The organism is Luteibacter mycovicinus, assembly GCF_000745235.1.
GTDB lineage: Bacteria > Pseudomonadota > Gammaproteobacteria > Xanthomonadales > Rhodanobacteraceae > Luteibacter > Luteibacter mycovicinus.
On the sequence record NZ_JQNL01000001.1, the window covers coordinates 968,046 to 991,311 of the forward strand.

Sequence of the window (23,266 nt, forward strand, 5' to 3'; positions counted from 1 at the left end):
ACAACGACATCACACTCGACCTCCGTTTCACGATCTGCGTGGTCCATGCGCCACGCGATGAAGCGCTGGCGAGACGCGAGTCCGATGCATTGAAGCAGTTCGTTGCCGCCCATCGCGACGACGGCCACCTCGCGTCGACACCCGCATCGCCGACCAGCCTCATCGCGGAAGCCGAACACGCCGCCGCGCCAGACGATCGACCAAGGAGAGGCCATGCCCGTTTCCAAGTCTCTGATTACGTTTCTTGCAGCGCTCAGCGCGGTTTCCGTGCATGCCGGAGAGTCGACATCGTCGCTTGCTCCGCTAGCTCCCCCCGATAAAACCGAAGCGACCGTACCGACCGTTGACGCGAAGCTCGGGCCTCACCGCTTTCGTTTTCCGAAAAACCTGTACTACCAGCAATCGGGACCCGATGCGGATGGCGGGGTGATGCTCAACGTACAGTGGCCTCATCTGCGACCGCTCCCCCTCGGCGTCGACTATCACGACAGCAACGACAATTTCATCAACCACATAAGCATTGATCTATCGACGGTGGAGCATCTTTCAGATGACCAGTACCGCGCACTGCTCCGCCGAATGATCGAGCCATTAGACCCGGAGAAACCCACACCGAGCGAAAAGGTCCTTGACGATCTCAGCGCACGAATACAAGGCGATACATCTCACGGCCTGACACGCTATTCGGTGGATTTCGAGAAATTTCGAGACTTCTACATCACGACCTACGGCACTCACGTCAGACCTCCCGACCCCATACAGAATGACGACTGGTATGTTCACATAGGCGTGGATGGCATCCCGACAACGGTAATCAAGTGCACCCCGGTCGCTCAAACGGATGGAGTGCGGATCGAATCCGGGAGAATTGTCGACATCCCAGGCCGTTCGCGCCGCGCGACGTGTAGGCATCAATTTCTGGTGCCTGAGTACGGACTGCTCGTTTCCCTCAGCTACCCTCGGGTGATCTTGCCCGAGTGGCAAACAATGGAGATGTTTGTGCGTAAGACGTTGGAAGCAACGAAGGCGAAATAATGAATGGGCTGACGAATAAAGATCTCGACGTCCTACCCATATACGCCAATATGGGAAATCGTGAGCTTTATTGGAAGTACCTCGCCGAGCTTCCCGGAAATGACGGGTAGCGGCGGCTTGCACTTGGTGTTGTGAGGAATGACAACATGCCCGGCGCCACAGCAAACGCATATGCGCACCGCCCGCGGGCGAGCAGATCGTGGCGACCCCGTCGGTGCCGACGCCCGTCATTTGCCGTACCTTGACCTCATCGCGGAGGCCGAACACGCCGCCCCCCAGACGATCGACCAAGGAGAGGCCATGCCTGTTTCCAAGTCTTTGATTGCGCTTTTTGCGGCGCTCAGCGCGGCGCCTGTGCATCCCGGAGATTCGACATCATCGCTTGCTCCGCTAGCTCCCCCCGATGAAACCGAAGCGGCCGTACCGACTGTTGACGCGAAGCTCGGGCCTCACCGCTTTCGTTTTCCGAAAAACCTGTACTACCAGCAATCGGTGCCGGATTCCGATGGTGGGCTAATGTTGAACGTGCAGTGGCCTTCGTTGCAGCCACTTCCCATGGGCATCGACTATCACGACACACCAGAGCACTTCCTCAACAACATCGCCATCGACCTCGACCCGGTGAAGCAACTTACCGACGCCGAGTATCAGACGCACCTCCGCAGGTCCGTCGAACCTGTGGATCCGGGTGATCCACGCCAGCGCATGCATCCGGCGACGAATCTCGATCAACGGATCGAACAAAACCCCATCTATGGGCTGACTCCCTATTATGTCGACTTCGACAGATTCCGCATTTACTACATGAAGCGGTATGGAGAGCGAGCGCGGCCGCCAACGCCGAGCCAGAATGCCGACTGGTTCGTCCGCATGGGACCGCATGGAGTGCCGACCACCTTCATTGAGTGTTCCTCTCATTTGATCCAGGACGGCGCGCGGCTCGAAAACGGCCGTATTGTCGATGCACGAGACGGAGGCAGCCGATCGACTTGCAGGCACCAGTTCCTCATTCCCGAGTATCGCGTCGTGGTGACTCTCAGCTACCTGAGGGTCGTGATGCCGAACTGGCAACGCCTCGAGGCGTTCGTCAGAAAAACACTCAAAGACCGAGAGGTTCGCTAATGTCGCAGCAACCGCACACACTCGACAGCTCCGACCTCGAGAGTCTCAGAAGCCACGCCGTGCAAGGCAACCGCGAGCTGTATCGGAATTATCTTGCCCAGCTTCCAGGGAACGACGGCTACGGACAGTTAGCACGACCCTGTCGTTTACCGAGATGAAGGACGTCACCGATGCAGCTCCCCATGGAAGTTCCGAACGATAAAGCGGCGCAGATGGCGCTTGTCGCGCGTCAATCGAACATACGCGACGCAAGTGAGTTGTGTGACGTCGAGGTTCAGGGGCGGAGCATCGTGTGCACGGGGATCCGCCCGGGGTCTGTCGCCACACTCGACCTGGCCTCACCCGCACCGCCTATGGAGCGGAGCCTCGCCCAAGGTCAGCAATGGGATGCCGCCTTACAACAGCAAGCCCTCGATGCCTCCATGCAGCAAGCAAGTCAGCAAGCGTCCGTTACCCGGACAGGGCCCGTGATGGGTCTCTGATCCCGGCATCCGGGGAGAAGTGGACTCAGTTGTTCGACACCCCGTGCGGCACATGCCCCGTCGCTACGTGCCGACGCGCCGACTCCACGTTGGCCGGGGAATCGTCGAAAAAGATATCGGCGCCAAAGGCATCGAGGAACGGCCCCTTGTCACGCCCACCGAGGAACAACGCCTCGTCGATACGCACACCCCAGCGGCGAAGCGTAAGAATCACGCGCTTGTGCGCCGGGGCGGAACGCGCCGTCACCAGCGCCGTACGAATCGGCGAGGTCTCCGCCGGGAACGCGGCCTGCAGGCGATGCAGCGCGGCCAGGAAACCACGGAACGGGCCGCCCGACAGTGGCTCGGCCCAAAGCTCCGACTCACTGCGATGAAACGCATCCAGGCCCTGCTCTTTCGAGACACGCTCACCTTCATCGCCGAAGATCACGGCGTCACCATCGAAGGCAATGCGAAGCTGTTCGCTGGAGCGCTGCGGCGCCGTCGACGGGAGGATCGTCGCGGCGGCGACGCCCGCCCGCAACGCGCGGCCCACATCTTCCGCATTGGCTGAGAGGAACAGATCCGCCCGGAACGGGGCGATGTAATCGGAGGTCGGCGCACCGCTGGTGAACGCCGCCCGCGAGATACCCAGCTTGTAATGCTGGATCGCGTTGAAGATCCGCAGGCCCGTGTCGCCGGAGTTGCGCGACAGAAGGATCACCTCGACCGGCGGGACGTCGCCGGACAATGCGTTCAGGCCGAGAAGCTTCTGCACCAGTGGAAAAGCCACGCCAGGCTTCAGCAGGTCGTTCTCGTGCTCGATCTGGAAGGCGCGGTAGGCATCGAGGCCGTCGCGCTCGAACAGGTCGTGGCTGTCTTCCATGTCGAAGAGCGCGCGCGAGGAGATGGCGACGACGAGGCGGTTGTCGCTGACTGAGGCGTCGTTGTGGGCGTTCTGGCTTTCTTCGGGGGCGTTCATGGGATGGAGGTTGGGGCTAAAGGCCATCGCGCGCAAGGCGCGCTCCTACAGGTTCGCCTCCGGTCAGGGGGCGAATTGTTCGTCGAGGATGCGTTGCTGGAGATTGTGCTCCGGATCGAACAGGAGGCGGACCGCGTTCCGGCGCGACTGCTTGATCTCGACCGAGCGGACGTCGCGCACCTCGTGGAAATCCGCGGTGGCGCTGATCGGCCGCTTGTTCGGATCCTTGGTGTGCAACGTGACGCGGGTGGCGTGCGGCAGGATCGCGCCGCGCCAGCGCCGCGGACGGAACGGGCTGATCGGCGTCATGGCCAGCACGTTGGCGTCCAGGGGGAGGATGGGACCATGGGCGGACAGGTTGTACGCGGTGGAGCCGGCCGGGGTGCAAACCAGGACGCCATCGCAGACGAGCTCGTCGAGTTTCATCTCGCCGTTGAGGCTGACCGTCAGATGAGCCGCCTGGTTGCTCTGGCGCAGCAGGGCGACTTCGTTGAAGGCCAGCGCGCGATGCTCGACGCCATCGCAGCAGACGCTGTGCATCTCCAGCGGATGCAGAACGGCTGGGTGGGCCCGCTCGATACGTTCGGGCAGGTGGTCGAGGTCGTGCTGGTTCATCAGGAAACCCAGGCGACCCAGCTTCATACCGTAGAACGGCAGGCCGAGGGTGCGGTGGGCGTGGAGGGTGCGAAGCATGAAGCCGTCGCCCCCGAGCGACACGACGATCTCGGCGTCTTCGGGTTCGACGCCCTTGTAGCGTTTGACGAGCGCCGCACGGGCGCGTTGGGCCACTTCGGTTTCGCTGGCGACAAAGGCTAGGCGCATGAGGTGTGGGCTTCCGGATCCAGTCCGGAGCTTAGTCCTTAAATGGCGGGGTCGGATAGGCTGAAGTTGCCGCAGGTTCCTGTGGGGTTTCCCGCTGCCGCGGGATCGCCAGCAGGCGGGCTCCCACCGGACCGGCGTTGTCCCCCGGCGATGTGGCTCCCACCAGGAAGGCGATGCCTCGCCCCGATGGGAGCCCGCCTTTTTACACCGGAATCTGCGCCAGCTGCGCCAGACGGCGAACCGCGACGGAGGCGATCGGGTAGTCCGCATTCTGGGTCAGGATCTCGGCCAGCATCGCGCGGGTGTACTTCAGCGTGGCATCGTCCCGCTCCAGCCAGGCCTTGACCGGGCTGATGTCCGTACGGTCACCGGCGACCGAAAGCACCTGCAGGGCCAGGGCACGATGCTGGGCGTTGAGCTCGTCCAGCAGCGAACCACGCGCCTGCGCATGCCAGGCACCTTCGACCGGCAGGGCCTCGATCTGCCCACGCAGCCAGTCGAGGTCCAGTGCCTCGGCCAGCTCGTAGAACACACGAGCGACCGTCGCCATGTCCTTACCGCTCTGCTTCGACACTTCGACCATGTCCAGCGCCGCACGCAGCACCGGTACGCGGGCAAGACGAACCGCCAGCTCACCGGGGACGCCGAGGCCTTCCCACTTCTCCTGGCTCGCGCCGAAGTCGCCACGGCCGGTATCGGTCAGGGCATCGGGCAGCGCCTTGCGCAAGACGGTCACTTCGCTGGCGAAACGATCGACGTTGGCGGCGATGTCGAGCGTGCCGCCCGGACGGTTGAGCAGCCAGCGGGTCAGGTGACGCAGTAGCGACCAGATCTGCAGGATCGCGTCGATCTGGGTGTCTTCCGCGACCTTGCCGTCGAGCTTCTCGATCTCGGCCCACAGTTCTCGCGCATCGAGGATTTCGCGTGCGGCGGTGTACGCCTTGGCGATCGACGCCGGACCGTGGCCCGTGTCTTCCTGCATGCGCATCATGAACGTCGCGCCCATGCGGTTGATCGTCGAGTTGGTCACCGCGGTGGCGATGATCTCGCGCTTCAGGCGATGGCGCTGCATGTGCTCGGCGTACTTCTCGTGCAACGGCACGGGGAAGTAGCGGACCAGTTCGCGCGACAGATACGGATCTTCCGGCACGTCCGAATCGAGCAGCTGCTGGAACAGCCGGATCTTGTCGTACGACAGCAGCACGGACAGTTCCGGGCGGGTCAGGCCCTGACCGCGCAGCTTGCGCTCCGCCAGTTCGGCGGCCGTCGGCAGCGATTCCACCGCACGGTCGAGCATGCCTTCGGCTTCGAGCGTGCTGATGAAGTGAGCCATCGAACCGAGACGACGCACCGACTGGTGCTCCATCACGGTGATGGCCTGGTTCTGACGATAGTTATCCCACAGCACGAGGCGGCCGACTTCATCGGTCATCTCGGCCAGCTGCTTGTTGCGGCCCTCGAAGGTCAGCTCGCCGCGCTGGACGGCGTCGTTGAGCAGGATCTTGATGTTGACCTCGTGATCCGAGGTATCCACGCCGGCGGAGTTGTCGATGAAATCGGTATTGAGGAGCACCCCGGCCTGGCCGGCTTCGATGCGACCCTTCTGCGTCATACCCAGGTTGCCGCCTTCGCCCACCACCTTGCAGCGCAGCTCGTTGCCGTTCACGCGCAGCGCGTTGTTGGCGCGGTCACCGACGTCCGCGTGCGTCTCGCTGGTCGCCTTGACGTACGTGCCGATACCGCCGTTCCAGAGCAGATCCACCGGCGCCTTGAGGATCGCCGAGAGGAGGTCGGTCGGCGCCATGTGCGTCGCGTCGCTGCGAATACCCAGCACGGCCTTGATTTCCGGCGAAACCGGGATCGACTTCGCCGTACGCGGCCAGATGCCACCACCGGCCGAGATCAGCGACTTGTCATAGTCCTCCCACGACGAGCGCGGCAGCGCGAACATGCGCGCACGCTCGGCGAAGGACGTCGCCGAGTCCGGGTTGGGGTCGAGGAAGATATGGCGATGGTCGAAGGCGGCCAGCAGGCGGATCTTTTCCGAGAGCAGCATGCCGTTGCCGAACACGTCACCCGACATGTCGCCCACGCCGACCACCGTGAAATCTTCGGTCTGGCAGTCACGACCCAGCGCACGGAAGTGGCGCTTGACCGACTCCCACGCACCCTTCGCCGTGATGCCCATGCCTTTGTGGTCATAGCCGTTGGAGCCGCCCGAGGCGAAGGCGTCATCGAGCCAGAAGCCGTGTTCGGTCGAGATCGCGTTGGCGATATCGGAGAACGTGGCCGTGCCCTTGTCCGCGGCGACGACCAGATACGGATCGTCGTTGTCGTGGCGGATCACGTCATGCGGCGGTACCACCGCACCCTCGACGAGGTTGTCGGTGATGTCGAGCAGGCCGTTGATGAACATGCGATAGCACGCGATGCCCTCGGCGAGCTGCGCATCGCGATCGCCACCGACGGGCGGACGCTTCACGAAGAAGCCACCCTTGGAACCCACCGGCACGATGACCGTGTTCTTCACCATCTGGGCTTTCACCAGGCCGAGGACTTCGGTACGGAAATCCTCGCGACGGTCGGACCAGCGCAGGCCACCACGTGCCACCGCACCGAAGCGCAGATGGATACCCTCGACACGCGGCGCGTAGACGAAGATCTCGCGGAACGGCACCGGCTTGGGCAGATCGGGCACCTGGTGCGAATCGAACTTGAAGCTGATGTACGGGCGGAACACGCCATCCCAGGCCTGGAAAAAGCTGGTACGCAGCGTGGCGTGCACCAGCGCGATGTAACTGCGCAGGATGCGGTCTTCGTCGAGGCTGGACACGTTGTCGAGCAGCGCGTTGATCGCTTCTTCGACCGCTGCCACCTGCTCGTCGCGCGGACGCGACAGCGATGCGATGAGGTTGCCGATGAGACCTGGCTGGGCCGACAGGATCTCCGCGCCGATCAGCGTGTGCATCTCGTGCGACAACATGCTCTCGGCCCACGCGCGCTCCGTGGCGTCGAGGCTTTCGCGGCGTGGGTCGAAGCGTGCGTTGAACAGCTCGACGATCAGGCCCGCGATGGCTGGATAGCGATTGAGTGCGTCTTCCATGTACGCCTGCGAGAACGCGACACCCGCCTGCTGGAGGTACTTGGTGTAGCTGCGCAGCACCGCGACCTGACGCCAGCCGAGCTTCGCGCCCAGGACGAGACGGTTGAAGCCGTCGTTCTCCGCGTTGCCGCGCCAGATCTGTTCGAAGGCGTCTTCGAACAAGGTGCCGACCTGCTCGACCTCGAAGGCGAGACGACCCACCGGCTGCACTTCGAAATCCTGGATGTAGAGGCGGCTGTCGCCGGCCTTCACTTCATACATGTGCTCGGTGAGCACGCGCAGGCCGAGGTTTTCCAGCTGCGGGAGGACCTCCGACAGCGCGATATCCGAACCCGAGCGATACACCTTGAAACGGAGTTCTTCCGGACGGTGCGACGGATGGTAGAACGACATGCTGATGGCATCGGGGCCGTCGAGGCCGGCCAGGGCGCGCACGTCGGCGGCGGCGACCTGCGGCGACACCTCGTCCACGTACCCGGCCGGCAGCAGCTTGCCGTAACGGTTGGCCAGGATGATGCCTTCCTGCTCGCCCACCGTCGCGATCAGACGATCGCGCAGGTCGTCGTACCAGTTGCGCGCGATCGACGCGATCTGCGACTCGATGCTCACGGCGTCGTAAACCGGGTGGTCGCCGATGCGCGGACGAACCACCACGTGCAGGCGAACCAGCGCGGCTTCACCCATGAGTACGGCGGAATCCACGTGTTCGCCGTGGAACGCGTCGCGCAGGACGTTCTCGACACGTTCGCGAACCGTCGTATTGAACCGGTCGCGCGGGATGAACACCAGGCACGAGAAGAACCGGCCGTAGCTGTCGCGGCGGATGAACAGGCGCGTGCGCGTGCGCTGTGCCAGCTCGAGCAGCCCGGTGGCCAGCGCGTAGAGCTCGTCCGTGCTGCACTGGAAAAGCTCCTCGCGCGGCAGGGTATCGAGGATGTGCCGCAGCGCCTTGCCCGAATGCGAATCGCGCTTCAGGCCCGAACGGTTCATCACCGCTTCGCACTTGTCGCGCACCAGGGGCACATGCTGCGGGTGCGCCATGTACGCGTTGGACGAGAACAGACCGAGGAAACGCTGCTCGGCGACCGGGCGCCCCTTGTCGTCGAACTTGAGGACGCCGATGTAATCCATGTAGCCCGCGCGATGAATCGGCGAACGGGCATTGGTCTTGGTCAGAATGATGGCGTCGGTGGAACCCGAGCGCGGCAGTTCGCTGGCCACCAGGGTGCGCAGCGATCGCGGCGCCAGCGAGCGCTCCGCGGCACGAAGAATGCCCAGGCCCGAGCCCTCGACGGTCTTGAGCACCTCGTCGCCCTGCCCCGGCGCCACTTCGTACTCGCGGTAGCCCATGAAGGTGAAATGGTCGTCGGCGACCCAGCGCAGGAAGTCGCTGGCCTCGCGGACCTCCTCGGCGGTGTACGGCAGGGAGCGCCTGCCAAGATCGTCGGCGATCTCGTTCATCTTGCCGCGCATGGCACGCCAGTCGTCGACGGCCTCGCGCACGTCGTGGAGCGCGGTCTCGACGTTGGCCCTGAGGGTCTCCAGTTCGGTGTCGTCGATGCGGTCGATTTCGAAACGCATGAGCGACTCGGTCTTCTCACCGGCGCCGATCGACTCGAGCACCCCCGCGGCGGACCGGACCACCGGCACGACCGGGTGGATGATCGCGTGCACGTCGGCGTGCGCGGCGGCCACCATCGAGACGGTGTCGACCAGGAAGGGCATGTCGTCGGTGACGACCTCGACCACGGCGCGGGTGCCGGACAGGCCCGGGTTGTAGACGCGGACCTTCGCTTTGCCCGGCGTGCGCTCACGCGCGAAGGTCAGCAGGTCGGCGATCAGGGCGGCCCAGCGGTCGGGGGCGTGCAGCGCGTGATCGGCCGGCGCGATGCGCTCGAAGAAGGCCTGGATAAAAAAGCGCGCCTCGTTGAGGCGCTCCGCGGGGTAGTCGATCTTTTTCAGTTCATCGAAGACGAGGGCTTCGAACTGGCCGCTTTCGGCGGTGCGAATCGCATTCATGGGCGGATATCGATGTGGGGACGGGAAAGAAATCCGTGAAAGCATAGCTCCCACACGTGGCATGTAGCCACACCGTCAGACATAACGGATAAGGTGCTTTTTCACTGCGCCGCGACATTATCCGTGCACTGTTTCGGAAAACGGACAGCATGGCTTCGGACTCGAGCGAAGCTGCAACGCAACAATTCGCGTGCGAATGGCGCTATTGCCCGTTGACGCTGGTCCGAGGGAGATTCTAAACTGGACGGTATAGTCCAGCAGGTAAAGTTAATGTCGCACCTGGAGTCACGCCCCGCTTCGGATCACCAGCAGCGGGTGCTTCAGGCGGCGTGCGCCCTTTTCCTGCGCGACGGTTACCGCGTCAGCATGGTGGCGGTGGCACGCGAGGCGGGCGTGTCCAAGCAGACCGTGTACGCGCATTTCGAGAACAAGGACACCCTGTTTCACGCCGCCGTCCAACAACTCGCCCACCCTTTGCACGCGAGCCTCGCACCCGAGAGCCGCGGTCTGGCCGACACGCTGTATGCGTTGGCAGAGGCGCACCATACCTACGTGATGGATCACGAGCACGTCGCGCTGGGCCGGATGCTGATCGCGGAAGCACCGCGCTTCCCGGCCGCGGCGAAGACGTTCTTCCGCACGGCGATCGGTACGGTCGCGGTGCGTTTGTCGCGTTGCATGGCTGAAGCGATGGATGCGGGAGAGATGCGCCGGGACGACCCGGAGGTGGCCGCCGAGCTGTTCCTGGCCATGTTGCATGGGCTCGAGGGGGATCGTCGCCTCTTCGGCATGCGGGCGAGGGGCCAGAAGGCGCAGAACGAGTGGGCGAGACATGCGGTGACCGTATTTATGCACGCGTACGACATCCCCACGGATGGCCGGCCGCGAAAGATTAAGAAACCTGGAATAGGAACGGAGTTTTCATGAATCCCCTGCCTCTGCGCACGTCCCTGATGGCCCTCGGCCTCACCGCGGCGCTTGCCGCCTGCCACAAGCAGGAGGCGCCCCAGCAGCCGCCTCCGCCCGAAGTCGGCGTCATCACCGTCCAGCCTCAGGACGTTCCCCTCGTCCAGGATCAGGTCGGTCGCGTCTCGTCCTTCCGCACCGCCGATGTGCGCGCTCGCGTGCCGGGCATCCTGCTGAAGCGTCTGTATGACGAGGGCACGGACGTGAAGGCCGGCCAGAAGCTGTTTCAGATCGATCCGCAGCCGCTGACCGCCGAACTCAACGCCCAGCTTGCCGCCCTGGCTTCGGCCAAGGCCGCCGCGGCCAACTACAAGGCCACGGCCGACCGTTCGCGCGGGCTGATCGGCAAGAACTACATCTCCCGCCAGGATCTGGATACGGCCGAAGCGAACGAGCGCACCGGCAACGCCTCGGTCAAGCAGGCCGAAGCCAACGTCCAGTCGGCCCGGATCAACCTCGGCTTCACCGATGTGGTCTCCCCGATCGACGGTCGTGCCGGCCGCCAGCAGGTCACGGAAGGCGCACTCGTCGGCCAGAGCGACACCACGCTGCTGACCCAGGTCGACGAAATCGACAAGGTCTACGTGAACTTCAACATGTCCGTCAGCGACCTGGACACCATGCGCGGGGCCGCCGCCAAGGGCAATGTCACGCTCAGCGACACCAGCCAGTCCACGGTCCGCATCCAGCTCCCGGACGGTTCCGATTTCGGCGAGCAGGGCGCGATGGACTTCTCGTCCGCCACCGTGAACCCACAGACCGGCACCGTCGACCTGCGCGCCCTGGTCAACAACACCGGCACGCGCCTGCTCCCGGGCCAGTTCGTGACGGTCAAGGCCAACCTCGGCAGCCTGCACAACGTCTACCTGGTGCCTCAGGCCGGCGTGTTGCGCGACGCCAATTCGGCCTATGTGATGGTCGTCGACAAGGCCACGGTGAAGGACGCGAACGGCAAGGAGCAGACCATCGACTCCGCCGCCGTCCGTCGCCCGGTCCAGACCGATCGCATCTCGGGCAGCAACTGGGTCGTCACCGGCGGACTGAAGCCGGGTGACAGGATCATCGTTCAGGGCGTGCCGAAGGCGAAGGAAAACTCGCCCGTGAAGGCCAGCCCCGCCCAGCAAGCTGCTGCACCGGCTCAGGCAGGCGCCCCCGCCGCGCCGGCCGGCCAGCAGTAAGGGAGTTTCGTCATGCCGAGTTTCTTCATCGACCGCCCCATTTTCGCGTGGGTGCTGGCGATCCTGATCAGCCTTTGCGGCACGATCTCCCTGTTGAACATGGGTATCGAGTCGTATCCGAACATCGCTCCCCCGCAGGTCACCGTCACGGCGACCTACCCGGGTGCGAGCGCGGATACGACCGAAAAAACCGTGACGCAGGTGATCGAGCAGCAGCTGACGGGTATCGACCACCTGATCTACTTCAGCTCGCAGTCCAGCTCGTCGGGCACCGCCACCGTCACGCTGACCTTCGACACCGGCACCGATCCTGACATCGCGCAGGTCCAGGTGCAGAACAAGGTGTCGCTGGCGACGCCGCGCCTCCCGTCGGAAGTGACCCAGCAGGGCGTCGTGGTGGCCAAGGCCAACCCCGACTTCCTGATGTTCATCGCCCTGACCTCGACCAACAAGGCCATCGACAGCCATCGCCTGATGGATATCGTGTCCTCGCAGGTGCTCGATCAGGTCGCTCGTATTCCCGGCGTGGGCAGCACCCGCCAGCTGGGTGCCGAGTACGGCATGCGCGTCTGGCTCAACCCCGACAAGCTCCGCGGCTACGGCATGTCGGCCACCGACCTGCAGTCGGCACTGGCCGCGCAGAACGTTCAGTTCGCGGCGGGTTCGCTCGGTACCGATCCGGCGACCGACGGTCAGGGTTTCAGTGCCACCGTCTCGGCGGAAGGCCGCTTCACCTCGGCCGAAGAGTTCTCCAACGTCATCCTCCGTGCGAACAACGACGGTACGGTCGTCCGCCTGAAGGACGTGGCGCGCGTGGAGCTCGGACCGCAGACCTACGGATTCGCCACCGACTACAACGGCATCCCCACCGGCGCCTTCGGTGTGCAGTTGCTGCCCGGCGCCAACGCGCTGGACGTCGCCAATGCGGTTCGCGCGAAGATGGACGACCTGTCCAAGAGCTTCCCGGACGGCGTGACGTGGTTCGCCCCGTACGAGTCCACCAAGTTCGTGGTGATCTCGATCGAGGAAGTCGTGCATACCCTGGTCGAGGCGATCATCCTCGTCTTCCTGGTGATGCTGATCTTCCTGCAGAACTTCCGCGCGACGATCATCCCCACCCTGGTCATCCCGGTCGCCCTGCTCGGTACGTTCATCGGCCTCTCGCCGCTGGGCTTCACGATCAACCAGCTGACCCTGTTCGGCATGGTGCTGGCCATCGGCATCGTGGTCGACGACGCGATCGTCGTGATCGAGAACGTCGAGCGCATCATGACGGAGGAGCACCTGCCTCCGAAGGAAGCCACGCGCAAGGCGATGGGCCAGATCACCGGCGCCATCGTGGCGATCACCGTGGTGCTGGCGGCGGTGTTCATTCCGTCCGCGCTGCAGCCCGGCGCTTCCGGCATCATCTACAAGCAGTTCGCACTGACCATCGCGGTCTCGATGGGCTTCTCGGCGTTCCTCGCCGTCACCTTCACGCCGGCCCTCTGCGCCACCCTGCTCAAGCATGAGCCGGACAAGCGCAAGAACGTCGTCTACCGCAAGTTCAACCAGGTCTTCGACTGGACCACGCATACGTACTCGGGTCACATCGACTCCGCCGTACGCCATGGTCCGCGCTGGATGATCGTGTTCGTGCTGATCGCGGCGCTGGCCGGCTTCCTGTTCACCAGGCTGCCGTCGAGCTTCGTCCCCGACGAAGACCAGGGTTATGCGCTGGCGATCGTGCAGCTCCCGCCGGGCTCGAGTCTTGCCCGTACGCAGAAGGTGCAGGAGCAGATCCGCAACATCATGCTGAAGAACCCGGAAGTCGAGGGTGTCTTCCAGATTTCCGGCTTCAGCTTCGTGGGTCAGGGTGAAAACGTCGGCATGGTCTTCATTCGCATGAAGGACTGGGCCGATCGCGACATCACTGTGCCGGAGTTCCTCGGCAAAGCGAATGGCCAGATGCAGGCGGTGAGCGATGCCACGATCTTCGTGGTCAACCTGCCCACCATCCGCGGTCTGTCGCAGTTCGGCGGCGTCGACATGTTCCTGCAGGCCCGTGCCGGTCAGGATCGTGCCGAGCTGACCCAGGCGCGTAACCAGCTGCTCGGTGCCGCGGCGCAGGACAAATCCCTGGTGGGTGTCCGTCCGAACACGCTGGAAGACGCTCCGCTGCTGCAACTCAACGTGGACCGTACGCAGGCTCAGACGATGGGTCTGTCGGTCAGCGACATCTACACGGCCATCCAGCTCACGCTGGCGCCGGTCTATGTCAACGACTTCCAGTACGGCGGCCGCGTGAAGCGCGTGATGATGCAGGCCGACGCCCCCTACCGCATGGGTACGGACGCGTTCGCACACATCTACACCCCGAGCACGCTGACCTCCTCCACCAGCAGCACGTCCTCGACGACGAGCACGGTCGCCAGCGCATCGACGGCCACCGACAGCAGGATGATCCCGCTGTCCACCGTGGTTCATTCGAAGTGGACGATGGCCGCACCGACGCTGACCCGCTACAACGGGTACTCGGCCGTGGAAATCGTGGGTAACAACGCGCCGGGCTCGTCGACGGGTCAGGCCATGGCGACCATGGAGAAAATCGTCAACGACAAGCTCGGCAAGGGCATCGGTTACGACTGGAGCGGCCAGTCCTACCAGGAAATCCTGGCGGGTAATTCGGCCACCGCGCTGATGGTGCTGTCCATCGTCATCGTGTTCCTCTGCCTTGCCGCCCTGTACGAAAGCTGGTCCATCCCGGTGGCCGTGCTGCTGGTGGTGCCGCTTGGCCTTCTGGGTGTGGTGGTATTCTCGATGTTGCGCGGCCTGCCGAACGACATCTTCTTCAAGATCGGCATGATCACCGTGATCGGCCTGGCCGCGAAGAATGCCATCCTGATCGTCGAGTTCGCGGTCGAACAGCAGCAGGCCGGCAAGACGCTTCGCGACGCGGTGGTGGAAGCCTCCCGCCTGCGACTGCGCCCCATCCTGATGACCTCGCTGGCCTTCATCCTCGGCGTGTTGCCGCTGGCCATTTCCACCGGTGCGGGCGCCAACTCCCGCCACGCCATCGGTACCGGCGTGATCGGCGGCATGCTGTTCGCCACCATCCTCGGCCTGCTGCTGATCCCGGTGTTCTACACCTCGGTTCGCCGCATGCTGGGTGACAAGCTGGATGAGGTGTCCCACAAGATGCCGCACGTCGGTCATGACGACGACCACGATCCGCACGGCGGTGGCAACGGTGGTGGCGACGGCCCGAACGGCCCGACCAACCTCCACCCGCATGCTCCGAACGTCGGCGATGTCCGGGCCTTCGATTCGGATCCGCGACGCGGCACCGATCGACCTTAAGGTCGGAAGGCAAGTACCTGTGAAAAGCCCGGCGAAAGCCGGGCTTTTTTTTCGTCGCCGCAGCGGCCTCAACAAAAAGGCCCCGGCATAACCGGGGCCCGTTCGTGTCCGCTCGAGTCGATGATTGCTCAGCGCAACCCCGTCTCCGAGCGCGCAATCACCAGCCGCTGAATCTCACTCGTACCCTCGTAGATCTCCGTGATCTTGGCATCGCGGAAATAACGCTCCAGCGGCATTTCTTTCGAGTAGCCCATGCCACCATGGATCTGCACGGCCTGATGGGTGATCCACATGGCGGCTTCCGACGCCACCAGCTTGGCCATCGAAGCCTCGGTACCGAAACGGCCGCCGTTCTTGTCGGTCTGGGCCTTGGTCCATGCGGCACGCAGGGTCAGCAGCAGCGCCGCATCCAGCTTGCACTTCATGTCGGCGATCTTGGCCTGGGTCATCTGGAACGTGCCGATCGGGTGACCGAACGCCTTGCGGTCCCGCGACCACTGAAGCGTGGCTTCGTAGGCGGCACGCGCGATGCCCACCGCCTGCGACGCGATACCGATACGACCGGCATCCAGCACGCCCATGGCGATACCGAACCCCTTGCCCTCTTCACCGAGCATGTCTTCCTGCGGGCAGATGTAGTCGTGAAACTCGATCTCGCAGGTGGCCGAGGCGCGGATGCCGAGCTTCGGCTCCGTCTTGCCGGCGAGAAAACCCGCCCGCTTCGTGTCGATGATGAAGGCTGACACGCCCCGCGCACCCATGCCGGGCGTCGTCACCGCGAACAGCACGATGTAGCGGGCGACCGGACCGGAGGTGATCCAGCTCTTCTTGCCGTTGATGACCCAGTCGCCGTCGGCATTCTTCACCGCGCGCGTGTGCATGTTGGACGCGTCGGAGCCGGACTGCGGTTCGGTCAGGGCATAGGCGCCAATGGCCTCGCCGGACGCGATGGCGCGCACGTACTTCTGCTTCTGGTCTTCCGTACCGTTCTTGAGGATCCCGTTGCAGAACAGCGAATTGTTCACCGACATGATCGTCGAGGTGGCGGCATCGGCCGCGGCGATCTCCACCATGGCCAGCACGTAGGACACGGGATCCATGCCTGCGCCGCCGTATTCCTCGGGCACTTCGATGCCCATCAGGCCCAGCTGACCCATTTCCTGGATGTTTTCCAGGGGAAACTCACCCTTCGCGTCGAACTCGGCGGCGACCGGGGCGATGCGCTTCTGGGCGAAGTCGCGGGCAATGGACTGAATCGACAGCTGGTCGTCGGTAAAGCGGAAATCCATGGACATTCCTCGCGCCGGCCGGAAGGACGGCAAGTCTTGGGGTGGGGACTAGCCGGTCATTCTAACGGTCGTTCGAGAGCTTGCCGCTCTGCACTGCAACATGCGGCCTTGACGCTGGCCGGGGCGGGCCTCATCCTTACGCATCTTTCTATCGCGATATAAGGATGCAGGATGGATCTGTCGACGGCCTCCACGGTGCTCCGACTCCTGGCCGACCCGACCCGCGTCCGCCTGCTCGCCCTTCTGGACCGCGAGGAACTGACCGTCGCCGAGCTGGCGGCCGTGCTGCATCTGGCCCAGCCGCGCGTGTCGACCCATCTGGCCAAGCTCAAGGAGGCCGAGCTGGTGCGTGACCGCCGGGCCGGCGTGTCGGCCTATTATCGGGCCAATGCCGAGGCGGATCCTACGCTCGCCGCCCTGGTGGCCTCCCTGCGCGACACGCTTAGCGACGCCCTGCTCAAAGAAGATGCGGAACGGCTTCCCGCGGTTCTCGCCCAACGGGCCCGGGCCGAGGGCTGGGCGGATACCGTCGCCGGCGACATGGAGCGTCATTATTCGCCGGGTCGCACCTGGGAAACGCTGGCGCGCTCGCTGTTGCAGTTGCTGGCGACCGGCGATGTCCTGGATATCGCCTCCGGCGATGGCGTTACGGCGGAACTGCTCGCACCGCATGCCCACTCGATCGTCTGCATCGACAGTTCGGAACGCGTCGTCGACGCGGCGCGGCAGCGGCTGAGCACCTTCCGCAATGTCGACGTACGTACGGGCGACATGCACGCGCTGGACCTCGAGGACGGCCGTTTCGACCTTGTCCTGCTGCTGCACGCCCTCACGTATTCGGAGCGTCCCGAAGCCGTGTTCAGCGAGGTGGCGCGGGTGCTGAAGCCCGGAGGCCGCGTGCTGGCGTCCACCCTTGGCGAACACGACCACCGCGCGGTGGTCGAGCCGTTCGATCATCGCAACCTCGGCTTCACCTGCGATGCCCTGACCGCCCTGGCGCGGAACGCCGGTCTGGACGTGGTCAGCTGTGAGCGCCTGAGCCGCGAGCGCCGTTCACCCCATTTCGAAGTCATCAGTCTGCTTGCCCGCAAGCCCGGAGGCACCCCATGAGCACCCTGCCCTGGCTCCATCCCGATCGTGTCGCCCTGATCCAGAAGGGACTCGCCGAACGCATCATGATCCTCGACGGCGGCATGGGCACCATGTTGCAGGGCCACCGGCTCGACGAGGCCGGCTATCGCGGCGATCGCTTCGCCGGCGGCCTCGACAGCACGCACACGCACGAGCATGACCACCCGGGCGAATGCGATCTGAAGGGCAACAACGACCTGCTCCTGCTGACGCAGCCGGACATCATCCGCGGCGTACACACCGCGTATCTCGAAGCGGGAGCGGACTTCGTCGAGACCAACACGTTCAACGCCACGCGCGTGAGTCAGGCCGACTATCATCTCGAACACCTCGTGCCCGAACTGAACCGCGAAGGCGCGCGCATCGCCCGCGAAGCCTGCGACGCGATGACCGCGATCACGCCGGACCGTCCGCGCTTCGTCATCGGCGTACTCGGGCCGACCAGCCGAACCGCGTCGATCTCGCCCGACGTGAACGACCCGGCCTTTCGCAACATCGACTTCGAGTCGCTCAAGGCCAACTACGTGGAAGCCGCGCGCGCGCTCATTGAAGGCGGCGCCGATACGATCATGGTCGAGACGATCTTCGACACGCTCAACGCGAAAGCCGCGCTGTTCGCCCTGAGCGAATTGTTCGACACGCTCGGCGCGCGCGTCCCCGTCATGATCTCGGGCACCATCACCGACCGCTCCGGCCGCACGCTGTCGGGACAGACGGCGGAGGCGTTCTTCTACTCGGTCGAACACATCCAGCCGCTGTCCGTCGGCCTGAACTGCGCACTCGGCGCGGAAGATCTGCGCCCGCATGTACAGATGCTCTCGCGCATTGCCGGCAGCGCCATCAGCACCCACCCGAACGCGGGCTTGCCCAATGCCTTCGGCGAGTACGACGAAAGCCCCGAGAGCATGGCCGAGACGATCCGCGGGTTCGCCGAGGAAGGCCTGATCAACATCGTCGGTGGCTGTTGTGGCACCACGCCGGCGCATATCGCCGCCATCGCAGCCGCTGTCGCGCCGTATCCGCCGCGTCAGCCCAGGGACACCGCGCAAGCCGCATGAGCATTCGATATACCCGCCTTTCCGGCCTCGAACCGCTGGTCCTCACGCCGGACCTGAACTTCATCAACGTCGGTGAACGTACCAACGTCACCGGTTCGGCGCAGTTTCGCAAGCTGATCAAGGAGGGCCGCTACGAAGAAGCGGTGGATGTCGCGCGCCAGCAGGTCGAAAACGGTGCGCAGATCATCGACATCAACATGGACGAAGGCCTGATCGATTCCGAAGCCGCGATGACGCGCTTCGTGAACCTGATCTCTTCCGAGCCGGACATAGCACGCGTACCGATCATGGTCGACTCCTCCAAGTGGAGCGTGATCGAGGCCGGCCTGCGCTGCATGCAGGGCAAGGGCATCGTCAATTCCATCTCGATGAAGGAAGGTGTCGACGCGTTTCTCGAGCATGCGCGCAAGGTGCGCCAGTACGGCGCCGCCGTGGTGGTCATGGCTTTCGACGAAGTCGGCCAGGCCGATACGAAGGAGCGCAAGATCGAGATCTGCTCGCGCGCCTACGAGTTGCTGGTGAACGAGGTGAACTTCCCGCCGGAAGACATCATTTTCGATCCCAATATCTTCGCCGTGGCGACCGGCATCGAGGAACACAACAACTACGCGGTGGACTTCATCGAGGCCACGCGCGAACTGAAAAAACGTTTTCCGGCGTCGCATATTTCCGGCGGCGTCTCCAATGTGTCGTTCTCGTTCCGCGGCAACAACCCGGTCCGTGAAGCCATCCACTCCGTGTTCCTGTATCACGCGATCGCCGCGGGTATGGACATGGGTATCGTCAACGCCGGCGGCCTGTCGATCTACGATGACCTGCCGGAGGAATTGCGTGAGCGCGTCGAGGACGTCGTGCTCAACCGCCGCGCCGATGCCACGGAGCGCCTGCTCGAGGTTGCCGACAAGTACAAGGGCGGCAAGGGGGAAGTCGCCGTGGAGACGGCCGCCTGGCGCGAAAAGCCCGTCATCGAACGCCTGACCCATGCCCTCGTGCATGGCATCGACCAGTACGTGGTGGAGGACACCGAAGAGGCGCGGCAGCTGTCGGCACGTCCGCTCGACGTCATCGAAGGTCCCCTGATGACCGGCATGAACGTCGTCGGCGACCTGTTCGGTGCGGGCAAGATGTTCCTGCCCCAGGTGGTGAAGTCGGCACGTGTCATGAAGCGCGCGGTAGCTCACCTCATTCCGTACATCGAGGAAGAGAAGAAGATCTCGGGGAACGCGACGAAGAACAACGGCAAGATCGTGCTGGCGACGGTCAAGGGCGATGTCCACGACATCGGCAAGAACATCGTCGGCGTGGTGCTTCAGTGCAACAACTTCGAGGTCATCGACCTTGGCGTGATGGTGCCGACGCAGAAAATTCTCGACGTCGCGCGTGCCGAGAACGCCGACATCATTGGCCTCTCAGGACTGATTACGCCGTCGCTTGAAGAGATGAGCCAGGTCGCGCGCGAGATGCAGCGCCAGGATTTTCATGTGCCGCTGATGATCGGCGGTGCCACGACCTCGCGCGCCCACACGGCGTTGCGTATCGAACCGCACTACAAATCGCCCACCGTGTGGGTGAAGGACGCCTCGCGTGCTGTCGGCGTCGCGCAGTCGCTGGTCAGCAAGGACCTCGTCGACGATTTCATGGCCAAGGTGCGCTCCGAATACGCCGAGGTGCGTGAGCGCCACAGGGGCCGTGGGACGGGTAAGCAGCTGGTACCCCTGACCAAGGCACGCGCGCAACGCTTTCAGGGCGACTGGGAGGCGTACACGCCACCGACGCCGCGTGCGCCCGGTATCACCGTCTTCGACGACTACGATCTGGCCGAGTTGCGTCGCTACATCGACTGGTCGCCGTTCTTCAACGCATGGGAACTCGCCGGCAAGTTCCCCGCCATCCTCACCGACGAGATCGTCGGCACCCAGGCGACGGAGCTCTACAACGACGCGCAGGCGATGCTCGATAGGCTCATCGCTGAGAAATGGCTCACCGCCAAGGGCGTCATCGGTTTCTGGCCGGCGGCGCAGAGCGGCGACAGCATCGAGGTTTACGCCGATCCCGGCGTGGGCAAGCGCAAGCCGGTAGCGATGCTGCACCACCTGCGCCAGCAGGTCGACAAACCGGTGGAGCGTCCCGACTTCTGTCTGGCCGACTTCGTCGCACCGAAGGACAGCGGCGTACAGGACTGGGTCGGCGGCTTCGCCGTCACGGCCGGCATCGGCATCGATGAGCACGTGGCGCGCTTCGAGGCCAGTCACGACGACTATTCGTCGATCCTGCTCAAGGCGCTGGCCGACCGGCTGGCGGAAGCCTTCGCCGAACGCCTGCACGAACGCGTCCGCAAGGAGTTCTGGGGCTACGAACCCGAGGAGTCGCTGGACAACGACTCCCTGATCGCCGAAGCCTACCGGGGCATCCGCCCTGCCCCCGGCTATCCCGCGTGCCCCGAGCACAGCGAGAAGCGCACCCTGTTCGATCTGCTGGACGCGACGACGCACACCACCGTGCAGCTCACCGACAGCTTTGCGATGTATCCCACCGCGGCGGTATCGGGCTGGTACTTCTCGCATCCGGCCAGCCAGTACTTCGTGGTGGGCCGCCTGACCCGCGAGCAGGTCGACGACTATGCGAAGCGCAAGGGCTGGGACCGGACCGAAGCGGAGCGCTGGCTGGCCCCGTATCTGGACTACGACCCCGACTGAAAGGGCGGCGCGACCGCCGCCGCGTCAGTTGTCCTCGGCGCCGCCGGGCTTGACCCGTTCCTTCGTATCGCGGTTCCTGAGATGCGCGAAGACGTTGTAGAACGAGACGAGCATGGGGAACGCGGTCTGGATGATACCGACGGAGTCGTTTTTGCCCCAGATGAAGTACGCCAGGGTAAGGATGCTGCCGCTGACCGACAGGTACCAGAAGGACATGGGCACGGTGACCTGCTTGTTCTTCCTGGTGGCGTAAAACTGGACGAACCACCGGGCCGTGAACAGGATCGTGCCCAGAAGGCCGATGATCTTCCAGGGTGTCAGGGTCAGCAGGTGCAGATCGGCGAGGGCTTCGTGCATGGCGGGATCCAGGGGCGGCAACCGGCGCATTGTACCGGCGGGAAGCACAGAGAAAGCCAAAAAAAACCCGGCGCGAGGCCGGGTTTTTCAGTATCCGATGGTGGGCGGTACAAGGATCGAACTTGTGACACCTGCCGTGTGAAGGCAGTGCTCTACCGCTGAGCTAACCGCCCATCGCGAGCCGGGGATTCTACGGATCCATCGGTCGATCGTCAATGGGGCGCCCGCGTTTCGCTATCCTTTTCACGTCGGCTTACAGTAAGCCTGGGCCTGGTCCGCGTCGGCCGATGAGGGCAACGGGGTTACTCCCGACCGTCCCGATGCCTGGATATCGAAACGGCGCCCTGTCGCACGCACGGTGCTCTGCCCGGCAGCGCCGCTGCCGCGTTTTGCGCAAAGGAAAAGACTCAGCGCGCCGGCGGGCGACGCACCGCGCGCGGTGAATGTGATGATCTTCCCGGAATTCTGCGCGAGCAACGATACGTTCGATACCGCCTGAGCCACGCGCACAAGCTTGTCGCTGGTCGCATAAGCCGCCCCGGACGTCGGCGATGTGTACATGATCCAGCCTACGCTGAAGTCGTTGCTGTCCTCGCATTGCGGCTCGGTAGCCGACGCGTTTCTGCTCGGGCACATCGACACGAAGCGGTTCTGGCTGATAGCCGTGGAACGGGCCAAACGCAACGCGCCGAGAAATTCATTTGCCTGTGACTCCACCGCATTACGTCGCATGAAATCGGCAAAATTCGGCGCAGCGAGAGCCGCGAGGATGGCGAGCACGGTCACTGTGACCACAAGCTCGATGAGCGTGAAACCGCGACTGGTACGCGGCATGACGTGAACGGTCATTACCGACCTCCCCCATCGCAGTAGTTACCGATATCCGTCTGCGCGGTACGAGTCGCCGCCTCGCGCTGGCCGGCGTCAAGCCGTTTCGCACTGGCTGGATCGTTTCCGTCGACCAGCAGGGCACCGCTGGAAAGCGTCGCAAGATTAGCTCGTGCACGTTCGCAGTTACGCTTACGTGCCTCAGCCTCGGCCTGCGCCAGAGCGCCGGATGAAGGCGCATCTCCGTCCTTCATGGCAACGGGTGAGGCGACCGGTGCCCTCGCATCCGCCTTGACCCTGATGGTACTGGCCGTCGCACCCGCAGAGGGAGGCTGGTCGGCGTAATGAACCGCCCCTTGGGCATCGGTCCACTTGTACACGCTCTGCGCCGTTGCAGCGGCACTGGTGAGCAGAAGCGCGAGCACAATCGTCGCTGGCATCAGCCGCATGCTCATGTCACTTGCTCCAGCAGGCCGGGTCATCGGCCTTGGTGCCCGTTGACCCCTGGGCGCCGAGGTTGTTGAGCGTCAGCGTGGCGCAGGCCACGTCGCTCTTCGCCTGATCCCCCTGAGCGTTGGCCCTTACGACGAAAGCACTGCTCGACGCGCTGGCGACCTCGATCGTGTAGCGATCGCCCGCCATGCCGGCGCTGCCGTTAAGGTCGCTTACGAGGTTTGCCGAGTACGCGTTCTTCGTGTAGTAAAAACGCTCCTCGCGAGCCGCCACGTCCACAAGCGCCGTCTGAGCATCCACACGGTGCGCACGTATCACGTAGCGTCGGTAGGAAGGGATCGCGACCGCGGCGAGAATCGCTACGATGAGCAAGGCAATCACGAGTTCGATCAACGTAAAACCACGCGCATTCCGTTGGTGCGTCATC

Annotated in this window: 16 protein-coding genes, 1 tRNA gene and 1 pseudogene; 9 read left to right on the top strand and 9 right to left on the bottom strand. The window is 64.1% G+C overall.

Going from position 1 to position 23,266, the window contains the following annotated elements:
* Nucleotides 1-213: 213 nt before the first annotated feature.
* The 3 genes and pseudogenes from FA85_RS04425 (at nt 214) to FA85_RS04435 (ending at nt 2,157) form a co-directional block, all read left to right on the top strand.
* A complete protein-coding gene (locus tag FA85_RS04425; protein ID WP_036111496.1) occupies nt 214-1,035 on the top strand; it encodes a hypothetical protein in 822 nt (273 codons plus the stop codon).
* Nucleotides 1,035-1,211: pseudogene (locus FA85_RS22345) on the top strand (Smlt3024 family type IV secretion system effector); the annotation flags it as partial. The gene FA85_RS04425 and the pseudogene FA85_RS22345, both read left to right, overlap by 1 nt.
* On the top strand, nt 1,207-2,157 hold the full coding sequence (locus FA85_RS04435) for a hypothetical protein (RefSeq protein ID WP_081907403.1): 951 nt from the start codon (nt 1,207-1,209) through the stop codon (nt 2,155-2,157). The pseudogene FA85_RS22345 and the gene FA85_RS04435, both read left to right, overlap by 5 nt.
* Nucleotides 2,158-2,664: 507 nt before the next feature.
* Here the strand turns inward: FA85_RS04435 and FA85_RS04445 are convergent.
* The 3 genes from FA85_RS04445 to FA85_RS04455 all read right to left on the bottom strand — a co-directional run bounded on the left by FA85_RS04445 (nt 2,665) and on the right by FA85_RS04455 (nt 9,544).
* Nucleotides 2,665-3,600 carry a 5'-nucleotidase gene (locus FA85_RS04445; protein ID WP_036117261.1) on the bottom strand — a complete coding sequence of 312 codons (936 nt, stop codon included), beginning with the start codon at nt 3,598-3,600 and terminating at the stop codon, nt 2,665-2,667.
* 63 nt (nt 3,601-3,663) lie between these two features.
* Nucleotides 3,664-4,422, bottom strand: a complete 759-nt coding sequence (locus FA85_RS04450; RefSeq protein WP_036111490.1) for an NAD kinase — start codon at nt 4,420-4,422, stop codon at nt 3,664-3,666.
* Between the two features lie 202 nt (nt 4,423-4,624).
* Nucleotides 4,625-9,544, bottom strand: coding sequence for an NAD-glutamate dehydrogenase (locus tag FA85_RS04455; RefSeq protein WP_036111489.1), 4,920 nt, complete (start codon nt 9,542-9,544; stop codon nt 4,625-4,627).
* A gap of 270 nt (nt 9,545-9,814) precedes the next feature.
* On the opposite strand from FA85_RS04455, the gene FA85_RS04460 reads away from it, so the two are divergent.
* Genes FA85_RS04460 through FA85_RS04470 form a run of 3 tightly spaced genes read left to right on the top strand, consistent with a single transcriptional unit; the run spans nt 9,815 to nt 15,027 of the window.
* Nucleotides 9,815-10,471, top strand: a complete 657-nt coding sequence (locus tag FA85_RS04460; protein WP_036111488.1) for a TetR/AcrR family transcriptional regulator — start codon at nt 9,815-9,817, stop codon at nt 10,469-10,471.
* Nucleotides 10,468-11,688 carry an efflux RND transporter periplasmic adaptor subunit gene (locus FA85_RS04465; protein WP_036111486.1) on the top strand — a complete coding sequence of 407 codons (1,221 nt, stop codon included), beginning with the start codon at nt 10,468-10,470 and terminating at the stop codon, nt 11,686-11,688. Before FA85_RS04460 ends, FA85_RS04465 begins: the two co-directional genes overlap by 4 nt.
* Before the next feature lie 12 nt (nt 11,689-11,700).
* Nucleotides 11,701-15,027, top strand: a complete 3,327-nt coding sequence (locus tag FA85_RS04470; RefSeq protein WP_081907401.1) for a multidrug efflux RND transporter permease subunit — start codon at nt 11,701-11,703, stop codon at nt 15,025-15,027.
* 128 nt (nt 15,028-15,155) lie between these two features.
* Here FA85_RS04470 and FA85_RS04475 read toward each other — a convergent pair whose 3' ends face one another.
* The gene (locus FA85_RS04475) at nt 15,156-16,322 is read right to left on the bottom strand and encodes an acyl-CoA dehydrogenase family protein (RefSeq protein ID WP_309868540.1); all 1,167 of its coding nucleotides are present in this window, start codon (nt 16,320-16,322) and stop codon (nt 15,156-15,158) included.
* Nucleotides 16,323-16,487: 165 nt separating this feature from the next.
* Here FA85_RS04475 and FA85_RS04480 point away from each other — a divergent pair, with 165 nt between their 5' ends.
* From FA85_RS04480 to metH, 3 genes are read left to right on the top strand one after another with little or no spacing between them, the layout of a single operon-like run.
* Nucleotides 16,488-17,426, top strand: a complete 939-nt coding sequence (locus FA85_RS04480; protein WP_036111480.1) for an ArsR/SmtB family transcription factor — start codon at nt 16,488-16,490, stop codon at nt 17,424-17,426.
* The gene (locus FA85_RS04485) at nt 17,423-18,505 is read left to right on the top strand and encodes a homocysteine S-methyltransferase family protein (RefSeq protein ID WP_036111476.1); all 1,083 of its coding nucleotides are present in this window, start codon (nt 17,423-17,425) and stop codon (nt 18,503-18,505) included. Before FA85_RS04480 ends, FA85_RS04485 begins: the two co-directional genes overlap by 4 nt.
* Entirely contained in the window at nt 18,502-21,201 is a 2,700-nt protein-coding gene (gene metH, locus FA85_RS04490; protein WP_036111469.1) for a methionine synthase, read from the top strand. The genes FA85_RS04485 and metH overlap by 4 nt, the downstream gene beginning before the upstream one ends.
* 24 nt (nt 21,202-21,225) lie before the next feature.
* Here metH and FA85_RS04495 read toward each other — a convergent pair whose 3' ends face one another.
* The 5 genes from FA85_RS04495 to FA85_RS04515 all read right to left on the bottom strand — a co-directional run bounded on the left by FA85_RS04495 (nt 21,226) and on the right by FA85_RS04515 (nt 23,265).
* Entirely contained in the window at nt 21,226-21,558 is a 333-nt protein-coding gene (locus FA85_RS04495) for a lipid-A-disaccharide synthase N-terminal domain-containing protein (protein WP_036111467.1), read from the bottom strand.
* Between the two features lie 98 nt (nt 21,559-21,656).
* A tRNA-Val gene (locus tag FA85_RS04500) sits at nt 21,657-21,731 on the bottom strand.
* 70 nt (nt 21,732-21,801) lie between these two features.
* A complete protein-coding gene (locus tag FA85_RS20760) occupies nt 21,802-22,407 on the bottom strand; it encodes a GspH/FimT family pseudopilin (protein ID WP_051943399.1) in 606 nt (201 codons plus the stop codon).
* A complete protein-coding gene (locus FA85_RS04510; protein WP_036111465.1) occupies nt 22,407-22,841 on the bottom strand; it encodes a DUF4124 domain-containing protein in 435 nt (144 codons plus the stop codon). Before FA85_RS04510 ends, FA85_RS20760 begins: the two co-directional genes overlap by 1 nt.
* A gap of 1 nt (nt 22,842) precedes the next feature.
* Entirely contained in the window at nt 22,843-23,265 is a 423-nt protein-coding gene (locus tag FA85_RS04515; RefSeq protein WP_036111464.1) for a type IV pilin protein, read from the bottom strand.
* Nucleotide 23,266 lies beyond the last annotated feature (1 nt).